Here is a 21,674-nt window from a genome sequence, read left to right as displayed (position 1 = left end):
TTCATCATCGCGGCCGCTCCGCACCGCTTATCGCGATGGTTCACCGGACGGACACTCAGTTCGACCCGGGCTGCGATCCGAAGCAATCCCCCAGCCGTATTTGCATAGGGTGGGGGATTGGATAAAAAAATCAAAACCTGTCAGATCCGTGAAATATCCGGGGCTTGCGCCCCTGGTGAGAAAGGTCGCCGAAGCGAGGCGGGCCCACGGCGGGTGGTCGCATCGCGAGGCCCAGAGCCAATCGGCTGGACACCGCGATAGCGATCACCCTGGGCCTCGCCTCTCACGTGGTGAGGATCATCCGCGCGATGAACATGGCGTCGGTGTCGGCGTCCTGCGGCCAGATCAAGGTCATTCCGTTGGTGGTGGTTTCCATCAAGGGATGGGGGAACGGATCGAGCTTGAACTGGGGGTGGGACTGGAGGAAGTTCCGCACCACCTCGGTCGTTTCGGCGGGCGTCACCGTGCAGACCGAGTAGACGAGCGTGCCCCCCGGACGGACTCCGCCGGACGCGATGTGGAGCAGGTGGGCCTGGGTTTCGGCGAGTCGCGTGATCGCTTGCCGGTCGATCGACCAGCGCGCATCGGGGTTCCGCCGCCAGGTGCCAATTGCCGAGCAAGGAGCGTCGACGAGCACGCCGTCAAAGCTCTTGGCTTTGCCGGGCACGTACCGCCCGTCCCACGCTTTGGTCGTCAAGTTGCGGAACGGGCTACGGCGGGCGCGACGAATCGCTTCCTTGAGCCGAGCCGCGTTGACGTCTGTGGCGACGACGAGCCCTTTCCCCTTCATCAGTGAGGCGAGGTGGAGCGATTTGCCACCGGCCCCTGCGCAGGCGTCCCACCAACGCTCGCCCGGGTCGGGGTCACAGACCAGACCCACGGCCTGCGAGGCGAGGTCCTGGATTTCGAGTTGGCCGCGAGTGAACGCGGGCAGGTGGTGGACGTCCGAGTCGGCATCGAGCTTGGCCGAGACCGTGAGCCGGCGATGAATCCAGGGCTTGATGCCGCTGGCCGTCAATTCGGACCAGATCGCCGATTCGTCGGCCCCTTGGACCCGCACCCAGAGCGAGGGCCGTTTCTGCAAGGCGAGCAGAAACTCAACGAATCGAGTCTTCGGCGACCCTCCACCCGGAGGGAGTGGCAGGTTTTCGCGAAGCCAAGGGGGGAAGAGACGCCAGGGGTCGGCCGTGACGGCCCGACCGTCGAGTAATCGCTTGAACCCCTCGGAACGTGTCGTCCAATTTGGAGCGTCGCCCAGTGCCACCAGCCGGGCCGGGTCGCGGCGCAAGTTTCGAGCCCAGACGCGGCAGGCGGGGTGCACGGTGGGCGAATCGAGTAGCCAGGCGTAGAGCAGCCGCTCCTCCGGCTGGACCAGCCCGAGCGGTTCCAGCCAGCCTCCCCAACGCAACAGGGCGAACGCACACTGACTGATAAAGCGATGGTCGGGCGGCGCTAGATCGCGTCGAGGTCGAAGCAAGGCCCCGAGCAGTCGGTCGGCCCGCTTGCGATCCCTCCACACCTCCCGCTCGACCCGGGTGGCGATCAGGATCGCCGCCTGAGCCAGGGTGTCGATCGAGGCGATGTGGGGAACGTCGTGGAGCGCGGCTCCGATCTGGTGCGGACGATCGGTCCGACCTCTCAGGGGGCCGGCTTCGTGCGGCGGCCGGCTCGGACCGGGCGCCGGACCTCGATCATTGGAGCGATTGCTCCGACCTTTGCCTCGGGCCGGGCCCGGTGCTTGGGCGTAACCACCCCGACCTTGGGGCGGGCCGGCGTTGTTCGTGAAAAAGTTCGGGCTTCGGGCCGGACCGACATCGTTGGCGGGGAAATTGCCCCGGCCCTTGCCTTTGCCCGGACCGCCGCCATTGGACGGGACGTTTCGACCACGCGCGGGGCCGGCATTGTTGGAGTGAGAGGGGCCACGCCCTTGCCCTTGCCCTTGGCCCGGACCGCCGCCATTGGATTGGAACTTCCGACCTTTGGGAGGACCGCCCGCGTGGGAAGGAGTGCCTCGGCCTTGGGCCGGACCGCCCTCGTTCGGACGATTGCCCCGGCCCTTCGCCGGTCCGGCCTGATCCAAATATGTCCCTTCAACTTCCGGCGGACCACTGGGGCCGGGTCCTGAAATGCGTTTGCCGTCAAATTTCTTGGAGCCGGTCTTGGGCATGGCCCGCGCCGCTTTGGGTCGTGGGCGTGAAGTCGGACGGTTCGGTCGTCGGTTCATAACGTTCGGATGATCAAGGTCAGAATTTTGGAAAGATTTATTTTCAAGATGCGATCAGCGGCGCGGCCGGCGCTTGGCCGATTTGCGATCCGGTCGATAGCCGCCGGCCGAGGGCGACTGGGCCTGTTGCGGCGGTTCCGTCTCGCCGGTTGGCTTGGGAATCGTGTGGACGTATCGGCCTTCACCCAACGCGCGATTGGCCTTGGCCATTCGCGCTTGCAACGCGGCCTTGGGCGGGTTCGCCGGGATCAAGGCGTCGCACCCCGACCCAATCAGCTCCTGCCGACCGGCCTTTTGAAGCGCCTCGCGCACCTCGAAATAGTTCTCCGGTTTGAAGAACTGGAGTAAGGCACGCTGAAGCTTGCGGTCGCGAAGATTACGGGCCGTGTAAACTTCTTCACCCGTGAACGGATCGAGGCCCGTGTAATACATGCACGTGGCGACATCGAAAGGCGCCGGGATGAAGTCCTGAACCTGATCGGGGCGGTAGCCGTTCCGCTTCAGGAACAGCGCCAGGTCAATCATCGCGTCCAGGTCGCTCCCAGGGTGCGACGCGATGAAGTAGGGCACGAGGAACTGCTTTGGCTTCCCCGCGGTCGCGCTCGCCTCCTTGAACGCGTCGGCGAAACCCTCGTAGTCATTGACTTCGGGCTTCTTCATGCGCTTGAGGACTTCGGGGTCGGTATGCTCAGGCGCGACCTTGAGGTGGCCGCCGACGTGATGCCCCGCGAGCTCGACCATGTACTCCGGGGACCGCTGCGCCAGGTCCATGCGGACCCCCGAGGCGACCATCACCTTGCGAACCCCGGGAATCTCGCGGCTCTCGCGCATCAGTTGAACGAGTGGGCCGTGGTCGGTTCCCAGGAGCTTGCAGATCTTGGGATGCACGCACGACTGGCGCTTGCACTTGGCTTCCACTTCGGGGCGAGTGCAGCGCATCTGGTACATGTTGGCGGTGGGGCCGCCGATGTCCGAGACGATCCCCGAGAAGCTCGGTTCCTCGCCCATTTTCCGAATTTCGGTCAGGACCGACTCTTGAGAACGAGACTGGATGATCCGCCCTTGATGCGCGGTGATCGAGCAAAAGGTGCAGCCGCCGAAACAGCCACGCATGATCGTGACCGAATCTTTCACGGTCTCGAACGCGGGGATCTTCTCGTTCTTGTACATCGGATGCGGGCGCCTCGTATAAGGCAGGCCGTAGATCCGATCCATATCGTCCTGGCTGATCGGCAGAGCGGGGGGGTTGGCCACAACCGCCTGGCGATCGTGGAACTGGACCAACCGCTTGGCGTTGAGCGGGTTGGTCTCCTGGTGAATGATCCGGGTGGCCTGGGCGAACTTGTGGCGATCCGTCTTCACTTCCTCAAATGTCGGAAGCACGAACGCATCGTCGGGCGGTGCCTCTTTCGCCCCGAGCGCGTAGGCGACCCCACGCATGTCGCGGAGCTCGCGCACCGCTTCTCCGGCGGCGAGCCGACGAGCGATCTCGACGATCGGTTGCTCGCCCATGCCGAAGACGAGGAGGTCGGCCTTGGCGTCGAGCAGGATCGACCGCTTGACGGTATCGCTCCAGTAGTCGTAGTGCGCCAGCCGCCGGAGCGACGCCTCGACCCCGCCGGCGATCACCGGGACCCCTGGGAAGGCCTCACGGGCGCGCTGACAGTAGGGCAAGGTCGCACGGTCGGGCCGCAGGCCGATTCGACCACCGGGGCTGTAGGCGTCGTCGTTGCGGACCTTCTTGTTGGCCGTGTAGTGGTTGATCATGCTGTCCATGTTCCCGGCACTGATGCCGAAGAACAGGCGAGGACGACCAAACTCCCGCCAAGGATCCGCGCTGCGCCAGTCCGGTTGGCTCAGAATCGCGACCCGAAATCCGGCCGCCTCCAGGATCCGCCCGAGGATTCCCATCGCAAACGCCGGGTGGTCGACGTACGCATCACCGGTGACGAAAACGACGTCAACTTCATTCCAACCCCGGCGCTCCATCTCTGCCCGAGAGGCGGGAAGGTGTGGGAGCGCGAGCGGAACCAAAGGCAACACCGGCAGTTGCGTCGGTGCGACATTGGCGTTCGCATTGCGCGAAGAACAAGGGGGTGGTGCGACGGTCCCGGTCGTCATACTAAGTTGAATGCCTCGGAAAAAGAAACAATGAGTCCGAACCTTTGATTATCGCGTTTGTCGACCATTGGGGACAAGGGTGATTCAGTGGGGTTGCGGGATCGACCGGTCCTTTTTGGTGGTAGTCGAGCGGTGGCGAAGGTACCAACGTCGCGTCAGTTCGGGGGCGGTAACCAGGGCGGCGAGGGAGAGAGCCAGTCTTGGGTCGAACGCGATCGTTCGCAAAATCCCTCGATCGAGCGCGACGGCCCGACTCAAACAGACGCGAGCCGCCGTCGGATCGCCCTGGCCCAAGCTGTCATGGGCGCGGTTCAGATAGGCTCGCGCCAGCCGACGATCGGCCGCCTGTTTGAGGGGAACTCGATTCGCCCAAGGCTCGATTCGCTCAAACAGGCGAGCCTGGAGCCGTTCGATCTCTTCCAGATCCTCGGTCCCCACCTTGAACCGATGGGTTTCGCTGGCGGAGTGCCAGCGCATCGCCACGGTAGGGCGGGCGAGCCAGATCACAGCCCAATCGTTCGCGACCCGGAGCCAGAAGTCCCAGTCGACGACATAGTGAAACGAGGGGTCGAAGCCACCAAGTTCCTCATGGGCCTTTTTTCGGAGGGTCACGGCCGAGCAGCGCAGGGGGTTGCGGACCGTCAAATTCGAGAGAAACGTGCCGGGCTCGAATGCGCGGTCGAGCGGAGCGATCCGACTGCGCTCGACGATGGTTTCGGGGACGGCTTGCCCCTGGTCGTCGATGACCAGGGCTTCGTTACTGACGAGACCCGCACCGGGATTCGCGTCGAAGGCCCGGACGTGCGCGGCGAGGTGGCCCGGTTCCATTCGATCATCTTGGTGGAAGATCGCCACAAGCGGAGTTCGGCTGAGGGCGACGCAACGGTTCCAGTTGCCGGCCAAGCCAAGGCGTTCGCTGTTGGTCTGAATCCGAATCCGGTCCCCGGCCAGGGATCGAGCGATCTGGAGTGTGTCGTCGTTCGACTGGTCGTCCGAGAGGAGGAGGTCGAAGGTGACGCCGTCCTGAAGCAGGATCCCCCGAAGTGCCTCGGCAAGATGCCGCGATCCTTGATAGGTGGGGATCGCAACCGTGATTTTCGGGCTCTCGTCCACGGTCAAAACCTCATCCACCCGCAAGCCGGGCGATCGAACCCAGATTCTTGAGTGCTCAGACGCGGAACGGGAGAGCCAGTCGCTCGAGGGTTTCCCAGGTGTAGAGCCCCGACGAGTGCCCGTCGTTCCAGCCGAGCCGGATCGCGTAGTTACCGATCGGTTCCATGCCGTCGAGCTTCAGGTCGGCCCTGATCGTACTCGGGTCGAGGATCCGTTCCCCAGTCCATTCGTTGCGGCAGGAGGCGCAGGGGCATTCGCCGCGAAGATGCTTGTAGGGAAGGCGAACGGCGGGTTGATTTTCCCAGGTCAGTTCCAGGATTTGCTCGCTCTGAAGGGCGCGGATGTTGGCAGGTGCGTCGCTCATCAGGGGACTCGAATTCAGGCGAAGGGGTGGCGCTCACGAAGTTCGAGACTACCATAAGAAAGGCGGGTTGCGAAATGAGGGAAGCCACGATGGGACGATTCTTGGTCAGAGCGAAAAGCGTCAATGCCGTCCGCAAGGCGCTGGGGCGCGCCCCGGGGGGCGTTCGGGTCGTCGGACGCTTCGACCGTGAGACGATCGAATGCTCGCATACGATGGCCGCGCATAGTCTGTCCCGCCACTGGCCGGTCGTCGTGAGCCGACTAGCAAAGGCGGGGCTCTCCGTAGTCAAGCCGGCCGAGCCCGATCAGGAACCGGAATCGGATGATAACTCCGAATATCATGAAAATATCTGAGTGATCGGCTTGCCCGCGGCGATCGGCAAGGGGCGGCGAAGGGTGTCGTAGACTTCGGTGGCCGGGTCGATGCCGAGAGCCCAGAACATGGTGGCGGCGATGTCGTCGGGGGAGACAGGGTCGGAGGCCGGGTAGGCGCCGATTCGGTCGCTTGAGCCGTAGATCGCTCCAGGGGTGATGCCACCGCCCGCGAAGAGGACGGTGTAGCACTGGGGCCAGTGGTCGCGGCCGTTGGCGCCGAACTTGGCCGTGTTGGAGATCTTGGGGGAACGGCCGAACTCGCCCATCCAGACGATCAGGGTCTCGTCAAGCAGCCCGCGCGATTGCAGGTCGTCGATCAAGGTCGGTACGGTCAGGTCGGTGATCGGCAGCAGGCCGTTCTTGAGTTGGTTGAAGTTGTCTCCATGCGTATCCCAACCCCCATTTCCCCGGCCGCCGATCGTGTTGGAGTAGTAAACCGTGACAAACCGCACGCCGGTCTCGATCAGGCGGCGAGCGAGCAGGCAACTCTGGCCGTAGGTGGTTCGACCGTACGCGTCACGGAGTTTGGCCGGCTCGTGGGACAGGTCGAACGCTTGCTTGACCTTGGGTGAAGCGAGCATGGTCAACGCGCGATCATAAAAGGCGTCGATTCCGCGTGCGGTGCCCGACCATTCGAGGAGGTCGCCCTGGGCGTCGATCATCCGGAGCAGGTTTCTCCGGTCGTCGAGTCGTTCCAATGGCAAGGTCGACGGGAGGCTCAGCTCCGGCAGCCGGAAGTCGGCCGCGGCCGGATCCTGGCCGACGAAGAAGGGGTCGAACGGCTTGCCGAGGAAGCTGGCCGTTTGCCCGGGGGTGACGCTGCCATCGCGAAGGATGTGCGGGAACGACATGAAGGTCGGGATCGCGGGGTCATCCACCGGCATCAGCTTGGCGACCGTGCTGCCGTAGGCGGGGTAGAGTTCCTGGGTGTCGCGCAGCCGGATGTCATCGAGTGGGGGGGCATGCCCCGTCAAACTGTAATATGTGGCGGAATTATGATTCTTCATGCGGTGATGCACCGAGCGAACCTGGGCAAACTTGCCGATGGTCTTCGAGAACCGAGGGAGGTGCTCGGACAGCATGATCCCAGGTTGCCGCGACGCGATCGGCTTGAACTCGCCTCGGATGCCGTCGGGGGCGTCCGGCTTCATGTCGAAGGTGTCGAGGTGCGACGGACCACCAAACTGGTGGAGGAAGATGACGTGCTTCGCTTTCGAGGGCAGGCCCCGCGACTCGGCCGCCCGTAGGAGGGTCGGGAGACTCAGGCCGGCGAAGCCGGCCGTGCCGACTTTCAGGAGGCTTCGGCGTGAAAGGCGATTCACCACGCGGTATTCAGGACAGCCGTCGTTCATGAGCCGCTTCCTTTATCTCTCTCGCGCCGAGGCCACGCGAACATTGGGCCTTCTCAGTCATCCGCACGATCGGGAGAGCCCGGTTGGTGTCCGTTCAATGTCTCAAGAGAAACTCTTTGCTATTCAAGACCGCCCAGCACGCGTCTTCCCAGGCCTTGCGCGGATTCTTGGACGCATGGACATGAGCGAGCATGGCGTCTCGTTCGATGGCGGTCGGCTCACGACTGAGCGCGGCGAGGTAGATTTCCGTGACGATCGTGGCTTCCGAGGCGCCCGACTGCATGAGCTCGCCGATTCGGTTGTCCTGCGCCTCCAGAGCGCGCCGAACCGCGTCTCCATTGATCAGCTGGAAGGCCTGGGCCAATGTGGTGGCTTCAGAACGCTCGCACTCACAGGTGAGCAGACGGTCGGGCTTGCCGAACGCCTTGAGGAATTGGCCGCCCATGCGGGCGCCTGGCAACTGAACCGCGGTCATACCCACGGGAGTGCGCTCGAATCGCTCGGGTGTCCCGAGGGCCTGGCCGATCGCATCCAGGAGGACCTCGGCCGGGAGCAGGCGTACCTGGGCGCGGGCGAAGTTGGCCTCGTCGTCCAGATTGGTGGGGTTGGGCGTGGCGCTGAGCTGATACGTCTTCGACTTCATGATCAGGGCAACCAGGGGGCGAAGCCGGGTCCCGTTCGCGACGAACTCCGCGGTCAAGGCGTCGAGGAGCTTCGGATTCGAGGGCGGATTCGAGTCGCGAAAGTCGTCCACGGGTTCGACGATGCCTCGGCCCATCAGGTGAAACCAAATCCGATTCGTCAGATTCCGCGCGAATTGCGGGTTGTCGCGGGTCAGCCATGCGGCCAGATCATCGAGCGCATCCGGGTCCTTGCCCAAGTCAGGCTTCGGGCCACCCAACGCCTTCGGCTCCATCGTCATACCGGTTCGCGGCTGGACCGTTTCGGGCTGGCCCGCGAGATAGATGACTTCGTCACCGTTGATTTCATGCTTATCCAGCATGTCCCTGCGCTCGTTGTGCAGTTCCTTGCGCTGGACGTTGCCGAAATAGGCGGCCAGACCGAAGTAATCGTCCTGGGTCCAGACGTCGAAGGGATGGTTGTGACAGCGGGCGCATTGGAGCCGGACGCCCAGGAAGACCTGGCCCACCGTTTCGGCGGCCGTCATCGGGTCGCGATTGGTCCGGTAGAAACTGGCGGGAGGATTCGCATAGGTCGATCCTTTGGCGGTCAGGATCCGCCGCGCGAATTCGTCGAGCGGCAGGTCGGCGGCAAACTGGTCGCGAAGCCAGCGCTGAAACACCCAGACACCTTTCTCCCCCATCGTCTTTTCTTCGTTGCGGAGCAGGTCGGCCCATTTCAAGGCCCAGAAGTCCGCGAACTCAGGCAAGGCGAGCAGACGGTCGACCAGTCGGCCTCGTTGGTCGGTCCCGCGATCGGCCGCGAACGCCCGCGCTTCGCCCGGGGTCGGCAGCCGGCCGACGGCGTCGAGATAGGCCCGGCGCAAGAAGACAGGGTCGCCCGCCGGGTCGGACGGATTGATCCGAAGGGCCTTCAGCTTCTGGAACGCATGGGTGTCGACGACGTTCTCGGGGGCCACCTCGCGCCAGGTGAAGTCAGGGCGATCGGCCAGGAAGGCGAGCCGACTGATTCCCCGCCCTCCCAGATAACGAACGGCGATGGTGGTTTCGACGGGCCGAGCCGCCTCGACCGTGCCATCGACCGAGACCGCCACGCAGGTTGGATCGCTGATGTCGTAGGAGGCGAGACGAGTAACGTCGCGCCTCGTTCCATCGGAGAATTCGGCCGTCACAACGAGTTGTTGCCGCAACGCCTTGGGGGCGGCGATCCGCTCGGTCGGGTAGACGTCGAGCCGGGTCAACCGCGGAGCCGAGTTGAGATCATCGCGGGCCCCACCGGCAATCCATCCCAGCAACACTTGCTCTTCTGTTGACCCACTTGGAAACCGCTGGCCGCCTTCGTGGGACAAGCGCCCGGTGGGCTTTTGAACGATCAGGCTCTTCGGGGGATCGACCAAGTCGGTCCGGCGTCCCAGGGCATCGCGGGTGAGCGCGAGCCAGTCGGCTCGGGGATCGTCGCCCCGCAGGCTGAGTCGGAACCCGCCTTTGCCGTTCAGGTTGCCATGGCAGGCGCCCATGTTGCAGCCCGCCTTGGCAAGCAGTGCAACGACGTCGAGCCGATAGCTGACCGGCCGAACGACATCCCGGTGTACGACCGACAACGAGACGTCGATCTGTCGGCCGTCAACGATGACTCGGATTCGCCCCGTACCTTCCGCACCGGGTCGAATCACGCCCGAAGGGGTGACCTGCGCAAGACTGGGTGGTTCGACTTGGTAATCTGCCGAGTGGGTGAGGTCGCGGATCGTCCCGTCGGCGAACTCGCCGGTCACGGCGACCTGCTGCCGCGCTTGACTGCCGCTCAGTTCGATCTGAGACGGTTCGACGCGGATTCGCGAAGGGGGTGATTCGGCCAGGGCGGTTGAGGCGACAAGTCCAACGAGGATCAGTACAACGGCCGATCCGGCTTGGCCTGCGAGATCCGGTCTTCGTCGGATCGAGATGGTCAAGGGAACGACCCTCGCTGGGAGTGGTGGAAGCAGAGTCTCCGCGTGGCGGTTGGTGCTGAGCCGACGGAGCTCGGGTGGGTTTCACTTCATACACTAATCCGACCTTGAGCGGGTCGTCAAGCGCAAGGAACGGGCGGCCCGAGTGGGGCCGCCCGTTCGTCGTTGTCGTCTTGAACCTCAAATCAGGATCAACGATGGAAACGTCGGGCGAACAAGCGAGCGGCGAGCCGTTTCTGGGCCTTGGTGGGGGCCGGCGCCGGGGCCGGAGTGGGGGCCGGGGCCGGGGCCGGGGTCACCACCTGGTTCGTCGTCTGGGTTTGCACCGGGGTCGTCACCGACGACGCCTGGAGTTGCGGAGTGTTCACCTTGAAGCTGTCGGCGAACCCAAGGCTCGGGGCCCCGTTCAGGCTCTTGACCGCCCCTTGCGGGATGGAGAGGTTGACGTCGCCGCTGAACTTATAGCCCCCTGTGAGGTTGAACCGGACCGTTTGCTCATCGATCCAGGTCAGGCTGGCGGCCTTCGCCGGGTAGATGTTGTTGAGGCCACTGCCCGAGATCACGAGGTCGTTGGGAGTCACCGAGCTGCGATCGACGGGCCCGGAGAAGGCGACGGTGATCGTGCCCGGTCCCTGGGACACGGTCATGCCGTTCGCTTGAACCGCACCACCGGGAGCCACCGAGGTGGTGACGATCCGGAACGCCCCGCCCACCGGAATGCCACCGGTCCCCTGGAACTCGAAGGCTCCGATGTCGGATTTCGGTCCGGCGTTCGGGAACCCCTTGCCGGGGATCTTGACCAAGCTTCGGCCCAGGAAGTCTTTTAGTGGGGCCACGGCGTCGTTGCCACCGTCGATCGCCGCCGAGGAGAAGGTCAGGTTGAAGTTGGCGTCGATGAAGAACGCTGCCGGTCCGTCAGCGCCCGGCCGAGGATCGCGCGGCGAGACGAATGCGGGATCGCCCGCATAGTTGCCCAGGCTGTCAGTCGTCGGCGCCAGGCCGATCGCGTCCTTGTTGAAGCCGTTCCCCACGTTGAATCCGGAGAACCGTGCTTGAGTGGCCGAGTCCGCTCCGTTGCCCGAGAACAAGTTGTTCCTGGCGATCAGCTTGTTCGAGACAGTGGCATAGATCCCCGCCCCGTTCCGTCCCAGCGTCTGGTCATGGTTCTGCCAGAAGATGTTGTTGTAGAGCTGAGCCATGATCGGCGAGCTTGCGGTGACGTTCGCCAGGACGCCGAACGTGTTGAACGCGAACGTGTTGTTGAGGAGGGTGGCCTGACCGCCCGCCGGCAGGGCGCTGGTCCCGCCAATGTCGTTCAACAAGAGGCCCGTCGCGTTGCCGATGAACCCGTTCCTCAGGATGTACGGCGTGACGGCAAACGCTCCCGAGGTTTCCACCGCGATCCCGAAGCCGGAGTCGACGAAGTAATTCCTCGTCACCACCATGTTCGAGTTTTGAATCCGCAGGCCGACCGACGAGATGTCGAGTGCGCCCAGTGCGGGGTCGCCCAGGAGCGGGCTGGCGATTGTGAAGCCCGAGATCTCGGTATTGAGACCCGGAACGCTGAACAGGCCGACGGCCGTCACCGTGGTGTTGGTCGCTCCCGTGACTCGACCGGCGGCTGGAGCCCGGATAATCGTGGTGAGCGGGTTGCCGTCGAAGAGCGCGGTGTTCGTGCTCGTCGTGTTGGCCGAGACCAGCCGGACCAGCGACTTGAGCGTGACGTTCTCGGTGTAGATGCCCGGCAGCACGGCCACCACGTCGCCCTGGACGGCGGCGGCCATCCCGAGCGTGATGGTCGCAAACGGATTCTCACGCGATCCGGGCGTGGCCCCGGGATTGGTGACGTAGTTGCCGGCCCCGACGAAGATCGAGTGCGAGGCGGTGGGGTTGAACACCACGTAGTTGTACGTGAGGTCCGCCCCGCCGATGCCAGTGGATCCGCCGAGCGGATTGCCGGCGATGTCGGTGATCGGTCCCGACCCAGTCCCCTTCAGAGTCACCCGATAAAGGTCATTCGCCAGCGCCCCGCTGAGCGTGAACGTGATCCGCTCGGCTCCTTTGCCCCCGGTCTTGAGCGGAGTGATTCCGATGGTCGAGTAATCGATCGGAACGGAGATATCGTCCGGGGTGCCGAAGACCTGGTCGGGGCCCGCCGCGGTCACCAGGAGGGTGTTGACGTTGAGGCTCGCCGGGTTGATGTTCTTGTCGGTCGTGAACGAGAACGTCACCTTCCCGGTCGAGGGATCGGGCTGAAGCAGCGACCCCACGTTCGGGCTGAACGAGGTGACCTTCGGGCCGGTCGTGTCGACGACAAACCCGGTGTACGACGGGTCCGACGTATTGCCGCTGTTGACCACCCGGATTCGGGCGATCGAATAGCTCGTGTCGTCCTGGCTCAGGTTGGCGTTCAGGAACAGGTTGGCGGACGACCGGAGGATCCCGTCGGGACCCACCGTATAGCTCGAATCGGCGAGGGCCTTGGTGTTGGTGACCAGACCGGTGCCGGCCGCATCGACACCGACGGTGACGACGAAGGTGCCAAGCGCGTCGGTGAGTGCCGTGCCGGCATTCATCCGATCGAAGACGCCATCGCCCTTGGTGGAAATGTCGAGGACGACCGTCTGGCCCTGGATCGGGTTGATGGCCGGCTTCGCAACGGTGATCGCTCCCGTGAAGCTGGGCAGGTTGTTGTAGGTGATGTAGTCGCGAACGTTGGTGTCGCTGGGGGTCGCAAGGACGAAGCTGCCCGGAAGGACCTGGGCCGACTCCGTGTTCACCGTGAAGTTCAAGAAGAAGTTGCCGCTCGGGAACCCGTCGCCCGAGGGGAGCGGGAGTTGTGCCCCGTTCGGATCGTCCTTGGCCGTGTTTTCGCCGTCGAGCGCAGCCCCTTGGGGGTCACGAAGGACGTTGGCCCCACTCCCGAGGAGGAAGACCCGGTAGGCGTCGTCCTTCAGCACCACACCCGCATCCGCCAGGTGAATGGTCAGGACGCTCGTGGTCGGGTTAAACGATAGCTTGCCCGAGAGGTCGATGAACGTGTCGTCAACGCTGTTGCCGTTGCCGAAGATCCCGTCACCACCCGAGGCCTGGAGCAGCACCGACTTGTTGGTCACCGTGCTGGGGTCGAGGTTGTGGTTGAGCTGGATGTTGATCGTCAGTGGTGCCGAGTTGCTGCCGGCCGCGCCTCCGACCTTGTAGAAGTTGGAGCTCACGACCCCGCTGGGGCTGTTGGTCGTGGCCGTCACCGCGACGACCTTCGGGGGATTGAAGACGCGATACTCGAACGCCCCGATGTCCAGCGACGTGTTGGAGCCGAAGCCGGTGTCCGGAACGTTCGGATCGTCGAGCCGTTGGAAGCCGAGCGCGTCGAGCACACCGCCCGCCGGTGCGTAGTTGTAGGTGCTCCCGTTCGAGGCGGGACCGGAAACACCGTTCGCATCGGTCGTAAGGACGGGGACCCACTGGTCGAAGAACTTGCGGCTCTGGAACGACCGGCCCGGCAGGAGCACGAGCTTCCGGGGATCCTGAATGAATGCGTTGCCACCGGAGGGATTGCTCCGGCCTGGCGTGGCTGGGAACGTCAGGGAGTTCGGGTCCGTTCGGATGCTGACGGAGGTCGGTGCGATGCCGTTCGGTCCTTGAACCGTGACCTGCGTGACGGTCGGGAAGATTGCGTCACCCGCGGAGAGCGGGCCGATTTCGCTGCGCGACGCATCAATGGCCGCGGAGTTGGGACCAAGCTGGAAGTTGAGGTTAGCCGGATCACGGAACGCAGGATCGCCGATGATGGCCCCGGTATTGCCGATGAACCCGACGGCCGAGTTAGAGAGGTTGCTGGTGTTTTGCCAGAACAGGTTGTATTGGGCCTGACTGCCGTACGCGTAACCTTCGGAGAGGATGGCACTGGTCGTCGAGTTGGAGAAGATGTTGTTCATCGCCAACCAGTAGACATGATTGTTCGGGCCGGTATCGCCGGGACCGTATCCGATGGTGTGCAACCCGATCGGATTGTTATAGAACGTGTTGTTGAGCAGGACGACCGTGGTTGGATTATTGGATCGTTGAGGCGCGAGGGCGTCGGAGTGGGCCTCCACGCCCACAGCGGAGTTGGAGATTGTATTGCCGTACATGAACAGGGTGACACCCTGGCTGCGCTGCGTGGTCACGGTGTCGCGAATCGGGAAAATGAAGGGGCTTGGGTTCGGCCCGGCCAGGCTCGAAACGTCTCGGATGATCGCATTCGCACTGTTGGCATGAGCGAAGACGGCCGCTTCAGAGAAGTAGGCGAGGTTCGAGTTGGAGATCGTCATCGCCTGCGACGAATTGAACTGGGTCAGCGGACTGAGCCCAAGTTTTTGCGTGGCAAAGTTCCCCTCTGTCGCGTTGGCAACGTCGATGATCCCGCCGCCCTGGATTTCGATCCGGGTCAGATAGCGGATATCGGCATTGTCGATCAGGTTCCCGTCGCGGGGATCGTACAGGTTGTAGTCGGTCAGCGAGTTGCCGCCGAAGTAGATGTTTCCGCCATCCCCCTTTGCGGGTGCTTTCAGGTCGCGGGTCGGGTTGAGCACATCCCGATTGTAGATATTGAACATGTTCACTCCACGGACCGTCGTACCGACGGTGCCGTCACGGAGTGAAGTCAGGACCACGGGGACGCGTTGCTGCCCCGTCGATTCATTGCCCGGGATCCCAACAAAACGGATCTGGCTCCCGGCACCGGGATCGACCACGCCACCAGCAAAAGCAGTTGGCGGATCAACGCCGTCATCGACGCCGACCATGAAACCGGCGCCAACGTTCGACGCCGAGCTATTTCCAGCGGCCACGCCAACGGAACCGTATTGGCTCAGGCCGGCGCTCCAGGGTTGGTAGTCGCTCATCAGCTTGACCAAGGCGGTCTCACCGGGTCGGCCAATCTTGGTCCCGTCGGCCAAGAGCGTGTCGGGCAGGGCACTCTGCACCGTGAGGGTAATGTGGGGCTTTCGCTCTTCCACAAACTTGGTCGGATCAGGCAGAGGTGCGGTGTTGTTTAAACTGAAGCGATCATAGTCTCCGGCGAGAACGACGGAGCCTCTCAGGACGTAGGTCAGGTCGGTGCTATCCCAGACCGAATTGACCGTGAGGTTGGTGCCGCCCGACCCAAACGTCCTTTCGATCCGACGAATCGGTTGGTTGGGATCGGTCACAACCTGGAAAACGTTACTGGTGACCACGGCCAGACCATCGATATCATTCCGCTGCATGACGTTGCCGCGAAAGTACGGATGGCCGGAGAGCAGCGGTCTGATCGCGTCGCCCGCCATCAGCCCGTTGGGCTCGATCTGCATCGCCGTATCGAGGTTGTCGAAGAAGTCGTTGTTGGTCACCATCACGTGGGTGCCGAGTTCGCTGACCAACTTCCCACCTGCCGTGAGACCACCCCGAATATTCAGGGGCGTGTCGCTGGTGATGAAGGCCAACACCGACTGATTCGGGACACTGACTCCCGGACCGTTGACCAGACCGCCGCCGTAACGGAACTCGGCCCGATTGACGACGCCAACCGCACCCGACTGGTACGAGACGCTTCCCCACCGGGCCAGGGTCGGCACGTTGTTCGGTGAGGGCTGATTGGCCCCGTTGGAGTTCCCCGAGTCAATCGCCGGGACGATGATCGTGGTCTGTTGAGTGGAGGGGTCGAAATAGGAGGTTGAGGCGACGTTGTCGTAGAGCGAGGTGAACAGGACCTTGGCATCATCGGCCGAGTTGGCTTTGAAACCAGGACTGTTCGGGCTGACGTTGTGATCGGCGTCGTACTGGTTGATATAAGTTCGGCTGCCGATATTCATGCTCGCCTCGTAATTCACGACGGCGATGCCCGCACCACGCTGCGACTTGACCAACATTCCCGGTTGGATGTAGAGCCGCGAGCCCACGAACGAGGTCTGACCACCCGTATCCTGAAGCAGTTGCTGTCCGACCAGGAGTTGCGAGACCAAGATGATCGGCAACGGGTCGTCGAACACGTAGTTGCGCGTGCCGCCCAGCGACGCGGGATTGTCGGGATAGAGAATGGCGTCGGTCTGCTGGGCCACGCCCGAGGAATCGGCTCGGACGAGGATCCCGTTGAGGCTGTTCTGCGAGGTGATGGTGCGGCGGATCAGCGGACCGCGGGCAATGTCGTCCTCGCGGAACGAATCGAAATCGGCCGAGATCGAGGCGACCAGGTTCGAGCCGCCACTGCCGATCGTGCCCGACACGCCGGTGAAGGCCACGGTCGAGTTGGCGAGGGTTGGCCGGCTGTTGTAGAGCGAGATGGCGGACGTCGGCTGCCCCTGGGTTTGCGGGACCGCACCGCCCGCATACCGGACGTTGGCGAAGTTGATAAACGACAGAGTGTCATCGGCACCCGAGATCGCCTTGCCTCCGTTCACACCTTTCAGCGAGATGTCGATCGGGAACTGGAGGTTTCGGTTATTGCTGGCGGTGTCGATACTCCGGAAGATAATCCCACCCCAGTCGCCCGCGGCAGGGGTCGACTTGCCGAACGCACCGTTGGTCTTGCCACCCACGGTCGCGTCGGCCCACGAGGTGATGTTCACCCGGTCGTTGGGGTTGGCACCCCCGAGCAACTGGAGCGAGCTTCCCTGGTTCTGAACATACAACGAGGCGTTTTGCAGCTTGAGCGCGGAGCCCGCGTTGAAAACCAGGCTCGTATTGAACGGCACCGAGGCACTGCCATCGTTGATCGTGGTGCTTGGACCGGCAGGAGCCTGGAGCACGAACGTCTGCTGGATGATCTGACCCGTGACCGGGTCGAGCGTGGGAGTCGCGGGCAAGGCGACCACGACGACCGGACCGCGATAAGAGAGCTGCTCGGCCGCGTAGAGGGCCGACCGTGTGAAGTGGCCGTCGCCGTTGCGGTCGAAGTTCGAGTTGAAGTTGAAGAAGTTCGACGGGTCGTTGGCACCCTTGTTCGGGTCGTGGGTCGGATTCGCGGGGATCGCCCCGGGATCGACCTCGGGGGCCAGCGCGGCGTAGGGCTTGGCGAGACTTCCATCCGGAGCCGTGGTGGGGTCGAGCGGATTCTCGGTCGCGTCGGGCCGGGCATAGATGATGTTCCCGTTGGGAACCACCACGAAGCCGGTCACGAAGGCACCACCACCGACCCCGTCACCCGTGAGACCAGTACGATACTGTCCGTTCGGCAGCAGGTCTTCATAGCCACCCGTCGAGGTGGGTGTGCCGAGGAACTCGCCGTCGAACTGGTTGCCGTAGATGTCGAACAGGCCGGTCGTCGCTCCCGAGTTCGGGACGTAGAGCCGGTAATGGTCGGCCGGGAGGGTGGTCCCCGCCGCGATCTTGACGACCGCTCGGTCCGCGTTATTCACGCCCGGCTGATACGCCGCGCCGGTGACCTTGTCGAAGAAGCTGACCGTGGTTCCCGGCACGACCGAGAAGCCGGTTCCGGTGCTGCCGAGCCCGCCAACCCCGAATGTTCCGAAGTCACCGTCGGAGACTCCGCCGAAGGTGTTGGCGGAGGCGATCAGTTGGAATGCGTTGTTGTAGTTCTTGTTGGGATCGATCTTGAGCGGGTTGGCGAAATCGAGGATGAAGCCCGAGGGCGGTGCATTGGCCCGGGGGGTCTGGTTCAGCGCGGGCAGCTCATAGTACGAGCGAGGGCCGCCAACCACGTTGGAGTTGGCATCGATCGCCTGGAAGTTCGTCAGGAAGGTCGCCTGATTCTGCACCGTGAACTGAAGCTGGAAGTCGATCGAACCGGTCGCGTTGGTATTGTTGAGTGCGTTGCCCGCAGCGTCCTTCAGGCCGCTGTAGTTCTTGCCGCCGGAGGTCCCGGCCGTGTGGGCGACGAAGGCGTAGCGACCGGCGGGGAGGCCGGCGTTGAAGGTCATGTCGATTCGACCCGCGAACGGATCGGCCGATGAGGTGCGCGACGGGGCCGAGATGAAGTCGAGCCCGGTCGCCACGAACACAGCGCTGGCGATAAACGAGCTTGCATCGAATCCGGTGTCGAGGTTGATCAGCGAGTAGTTGCTGATGTTGCCGGCGGTCGCCGGGTCGAGCGCGGAGACAAGGATCTGCTGCGGAGTGGCCAGCGGGCCGCTGGTCGGGATCGGATTGTCGAGGACGTGAAGTGAAAGCGTCGAGAGATTCGCCAGGTTGGATCCCGCCAGCGGGATCGGATTGCTGGTCGGCGTCAGGCTCGCCGCGATTACCGTGGGGCCGGTTCGATCGATCCGGAATGCGGAAGAGAACGAGGAGGAAAGGCCGGGGAGCGGCGGTGAATCAGGCTGGCCGATGACGAGGACCCGGACCGAGTTGTAGCCTTCGGGCAAGAACGGAGCATTGATGATGAACGTGCCGTTGGCGTCGGTCGTCGCCAAGACGTCGAACGTGCCCACGAAGCCGCGGCCACCGCCACCGGGTGCTAAATCAAACTGACCGTTGTGCAGGCCGTTGAACTGGACCAGGACTTGCAACCCGGCGACCGTGCCGGGGAAGCTGGCTCCCACCTGGCCGATGAAGACCGGCTGATTCGCATTCGTGATCCCGTCGCCCTTGATTCCCGTGTCGGACGCGTCCATCAACTGGAATGAGGTGACGAGCGGGGCGGTCAGGCCGCGGAACCCGAAGAACTGGGTGAACCGGTCGTTCCCGGTCACGACGCCGTTGCCCGACGGGAAAACGCCGTTGAACTCGCCGTCGAGGAAGTTGCCGGCCACGTCGGTGACGCCCGGGCCGCCACCGTCGCCGGCGAGGATCACGAGGGCGTACTGGTCCGAGGGGAACTGCGACTGATCGAGCGCACTGTAGTCGAGCGTCGCGGTGAAGTTCGCCGGATTGTAAGTGATCTTGAGCCGGGGATCGTTGCTCAGGTTGACGTTGCTCGGCTTGCCGAAGCTTCCATCCGACCCCGCGCGAATCAACTGGATGTTCGTCGGGTTGATCGTGGACGGGCGGACTGCCTCACTGAACTGGATCGTGATGACCCGACCATTGACGAACGTGTTGGCGACGACCGGAGCGACCGTATCATTCAGCGTGAACGAGATCGGATTGGACGCAACGAGGGCCTGACCCGTGGTGGAAACGATCCCACCTTGCACCTTGTAGGAGTAATTGCCGTTGGCGACCACCCCGATCGGAGAATTGATGGTGATCGGGAACGCCACCATCGTCGGATTCGTCGCGTTGTCGAGCGGGATCGGAGTGCCGATCGCCGCGGCCGACACACCGGGAGGGAGACTGGTGAAGACGAGGTTCGACGCGCTCACGCTGCTGAACTGAACCGCGCTATTGAACGTGACGATAATCTGAGTCGGCGCCACGTTGACGGTTTGCGAGTTGCCGGGAGTCGACGAGAGAACCTGCAATCCGCCGACGAGGCTCACCGCTTTCACGGCATCGACCAGGCCGAATCCACCTTGGACGTTCCAGGTGCCGGCGGTCTGTCCGTTGAGGGGCGAGGCCGAAGCGACCAGCGCGTTGCGAATATCGGTCGGGGTCGCGGTCGGTACCTTCTGCTTCATGAGCGCGGCGACCGCGGCCGCGTTCGGAGCCGCGGAAGAGGTGCCGAAGAAGCTCGGAAGGTTCTGCGAAAGGTTGGTCGGAGTGGAAGGCTGACCCGGGAAGGGGGGATTGCTCGTGTTGATCACACCGCCGAAGAACGAGGTGTTGCCGCCGTCGGGTGCCGAGATGTCGGGCTTCTGACGGAGTTGGGGCGAAACGAGTGGGTTACCCAGGGAATTGAACTTGATCAGGGCGGGACCGTACGAGCTGAACGGCTCCGAGCGCACGGGATTGGGCGCAGGGGAGTTCGTGGGATTCGTCCCCCACCAGGGAATCGCCCCGACTCCAATGGCACTTGCCGAGGTGGGATGGCCAAAGGTTGTGGGATAGTACGTGCTGCCGCCACTGCCGAACTGCTGGGAAACCGAACTCAGCGCGTCGCCCCAGTCGATGAACTGGACGAATCCCGGATCGGCCCCGGTATTCACACGGATGGCAACGTAGTAGGTCGTATTCGGCTGGGCGGCCGCCAGCGAAAGGAACTCGTCGGGAGTCTGGGTCGCGATGTTGTTTGTATTGCCGGACGAGATGACGGCGCCCGTCGAATCGAGCAGGAAGATATCAACGTCCGACGTGACACCGTTGGTCGTGTACCAGGGCTGATCGAACTGGAATCCGATCCCGGACCCGGCGGCGATCGAGCTACTCGTGGTGACCGGCAGCAGAACGGCCGTTCCCCCGTTCGGGTTGAAGTTCATGTAGCGACCCGTGGGCAGGGCCCCGGGAGTCGCAGTCACCCCTCGGAATTGCGAGAGGTAGCCCTTCGACGCGCTGTTACCCGCGGCACTGAAGTACGAGACCCCGTTGTTCTGGGTCACGTCAATCACGGCCTGCGAAATGACGCCGTCCTGGAACATCGGCTCATTCAAATAGCCGACGTCATCCACGATGACTTTGGCGTTTGCCTGATTCGCGAGCTTGCGGATGTTGCCTGCAAAACCGAGTTGACCGTTGTCCGCGGTCGCGAAGGCCAGCGACGCCCCCGGGGCGATGTCGTAGATGTTCTCGAGCATCGCGCGACCTTCATCAGTCGCTCCGGCATTCCCATCTTGAATCACATTGACGTTGTTGGGTAAGTCACCGGTCGCGACCGAGCCCGCCAGGCCGTTGCCAAGCTTGCTGACACTGTCGGAGAGAACTCCCACGGTAACGCCCGTGCCGTTCACGCCGTATTGCTGACGTGCGGTGTTGGCCTTCAGGGTGGCATCCGCTTCGTTGTTGGCCACCCCCTGGGTGCTCATATGCGGCCGGTAGATGGGACCGAGGCCAACCGTCTGAGTCGATGTTGAGACCGTGAGCAGCGCCGAGATCGGCAGCAAGCCTTCGACGATCGACCGCGTCGCATCGGTGGCCGTGACCTGCATCCCGACGTTCTGCAACGTCGTGACGAAGTTGCTGAAGCTGCCGGTGCCTTTGATGTCGACCCCGACCGAATTGCCGGAGATCAGGATCCCAGGGAAGGCCGCGGCCACCTGGCCGCCGTTTCCACCCGCGCTCTGGAAGCTCTGAAACACCTTGATCAAGTCGGCCCCGGCATTCGCCATCGGCCCGTTTTTGACGTCGGATACGTTGCTCGACGACGAATGCCAGGCGATCGGCCCGACCGGTGTCGAGGCGTCGAGCATCGTCCGCTCTTCAAGGTGCTCGAACCGGAGGAGGTCCTGGAACCGTTGTCCAACGGAACCACGACGCCGATCGGGCCCCTGATTTCGCTTGTTAGCCTTGAAGCTCCCCATCGACATACTCCCCGGTAACTTCGGAGTTCCTCGTCATGACCATGTGACTCCCTACGAATTCGGGACGCCAAGGTTCGACTCGGGACACTCCAATGGTTCAAGGTGATCCAGCTTGTCGCTATTTCGGAACCGCCTCGCAGGTTGACCCTGACTCAGCAGCTCGCTTTGACCCCACCGCGTTCGTCTGTCCCGCAAAACCTCTTCCGACCGACTCCCTCCGACCCATC

The 21,674-nt window shown here is 63.4% G+C and carries 8 protein-coding genes; 1 reads left to right on the top strand and 7 read right to left on the bottom strand.

The window, feature by feature from the left end; genetic code table 11:
* Positions 1 to 283: 283 nt before the first annotated feature.
* The 4 genes from BUS42_RS33925 to BUS42_RS33910 form a co-directional block, all read right to left on the bottom strand.
* A complete protein-coding gene (locus tag BUS42_RS33925; RefSeq protein WP_159452328.1) occupies positions 284 to 2,080 on the bottom strand; it encodes a hypothetical protein in 1,797 nt (598 codons plus the stop codon).
* A 198-nt stretch (positions 2,081 to 2,278) separates the two neighbouring features.
* The gene (locus BUS42_RS33920) at positions 2,279 to 4,213 is read right to left on the bottom strand and encodes a YgiQ family radical SAM protein (protein WP_254053974.1); all 1,935 of its coding nucleotides are present in this window, start codon (positions 4,211 to 4,213) and stop codon (positions 2,279 to 2,281) included.
* Between the two features lie 216 nt (positions 4,214 to 4,429).
* Positions 4,430 to 5,458 carry a glycosyltransferase family 2 protein gene (locus BUS42_RS33915; protein ID WP_074315674.1) on the bottom strand — a complete coding sequence of 343 codons (1,029 nt, stop codon included), beginning with the start codon at positions 5,456 to 5,458 and terminating at the stop codon, positions 4,430 to 4,432.
* Positions 5,459 to 5,513: 55 nt separating this feature from the next.
* A complete protein-coding gene (locus tag BUS42_RS33910) occupies positions 5,514 to 5,822 on the bottom strand; it encodes a DUF971 domain-containing protein (RefSeq protein WP_074314512.1) in 309 nt (102 codons plus the stop codon).
* 89 nt (positions 5,823 to 5,911) lie between these two features.
* On the opposite strand from BUS42_RS33910, the gene BUS42_RS33905 reads away from it, so the two are divergent.
* A complete protein-coding gene (locus BUS42_RS33905) occupies positions 5,912 to 6,175 on the top strand; it encodes a hypothetical protein (RefSeq protein WP_254053973.1) in 264 nt (87 codons plus the stop codon).
* Here the strand turns inward: BUS42_RS33905 and BUS42_RS33900 are convergent.
* From BUS42_RS33900 to BUS42_RS33890, 3 genes are all read right to left on the bottom strand, one after another.
* Positions 6,160 to 7,548 carry a DUF1501 domain-containing protein gene (locus tag BUS42_RS33900; RefSeq protein ID WP_074314510.1) on the bottom strand — a complete coding sequence of 463 codons (1,389 nt, stop codon included), beginning with the start codon at positions 7,546 to 7,548 and terminating at the stop codon, positions 6,160 to 6,162. The genes BUS42_RS33905 and BUS42_RS33900 overlap by 16 nt on opposite strands.
* A gap of 94 nt (positions 7,549 to 7,642) precedes the next feature.
* Positions 7,643 to 10,138, bottom strand: coding sequence for a DUF1549 and DUF1553 domain-containing protein (locus BUS42_RS33895; protein ID WP_074314508.1), 2,496 nt, complete (start codon positions 10,136 to 10,138; stop codon positions 7,643 to 7,645).
* Positions 10,139 to 10,326: 188 nt separating this feature from the next.
* Complete coding sequence (locus BUS42_RS33890; protein ID WP_074315672.1) at positions 10,327 to 21,447, bottom strand: S8 family serine peptidase; 11,121 nt, start codon at positions 21,445 to 21,447, stop codon at positions 10,327 to 10,329.
* Positions 21,448 to 21,674 lie beyond the last annotated feature (227 nt).

The organism is Singulisphaera sp. GP187, assembly GCF_900129635.1.
In the GTDB taxonomy this organism is placed as follows: domain Bacteria; phylum Planctomycetota; class Planctomycetia; order Isosphaerales; family Isosphaeraceae; genus Singulisphaera.
The sequence above is the reverse complement of the archived record's forward strand: the minus strand, read 5'-3'. Positions and strand labels throughout refer to the sequence as shown.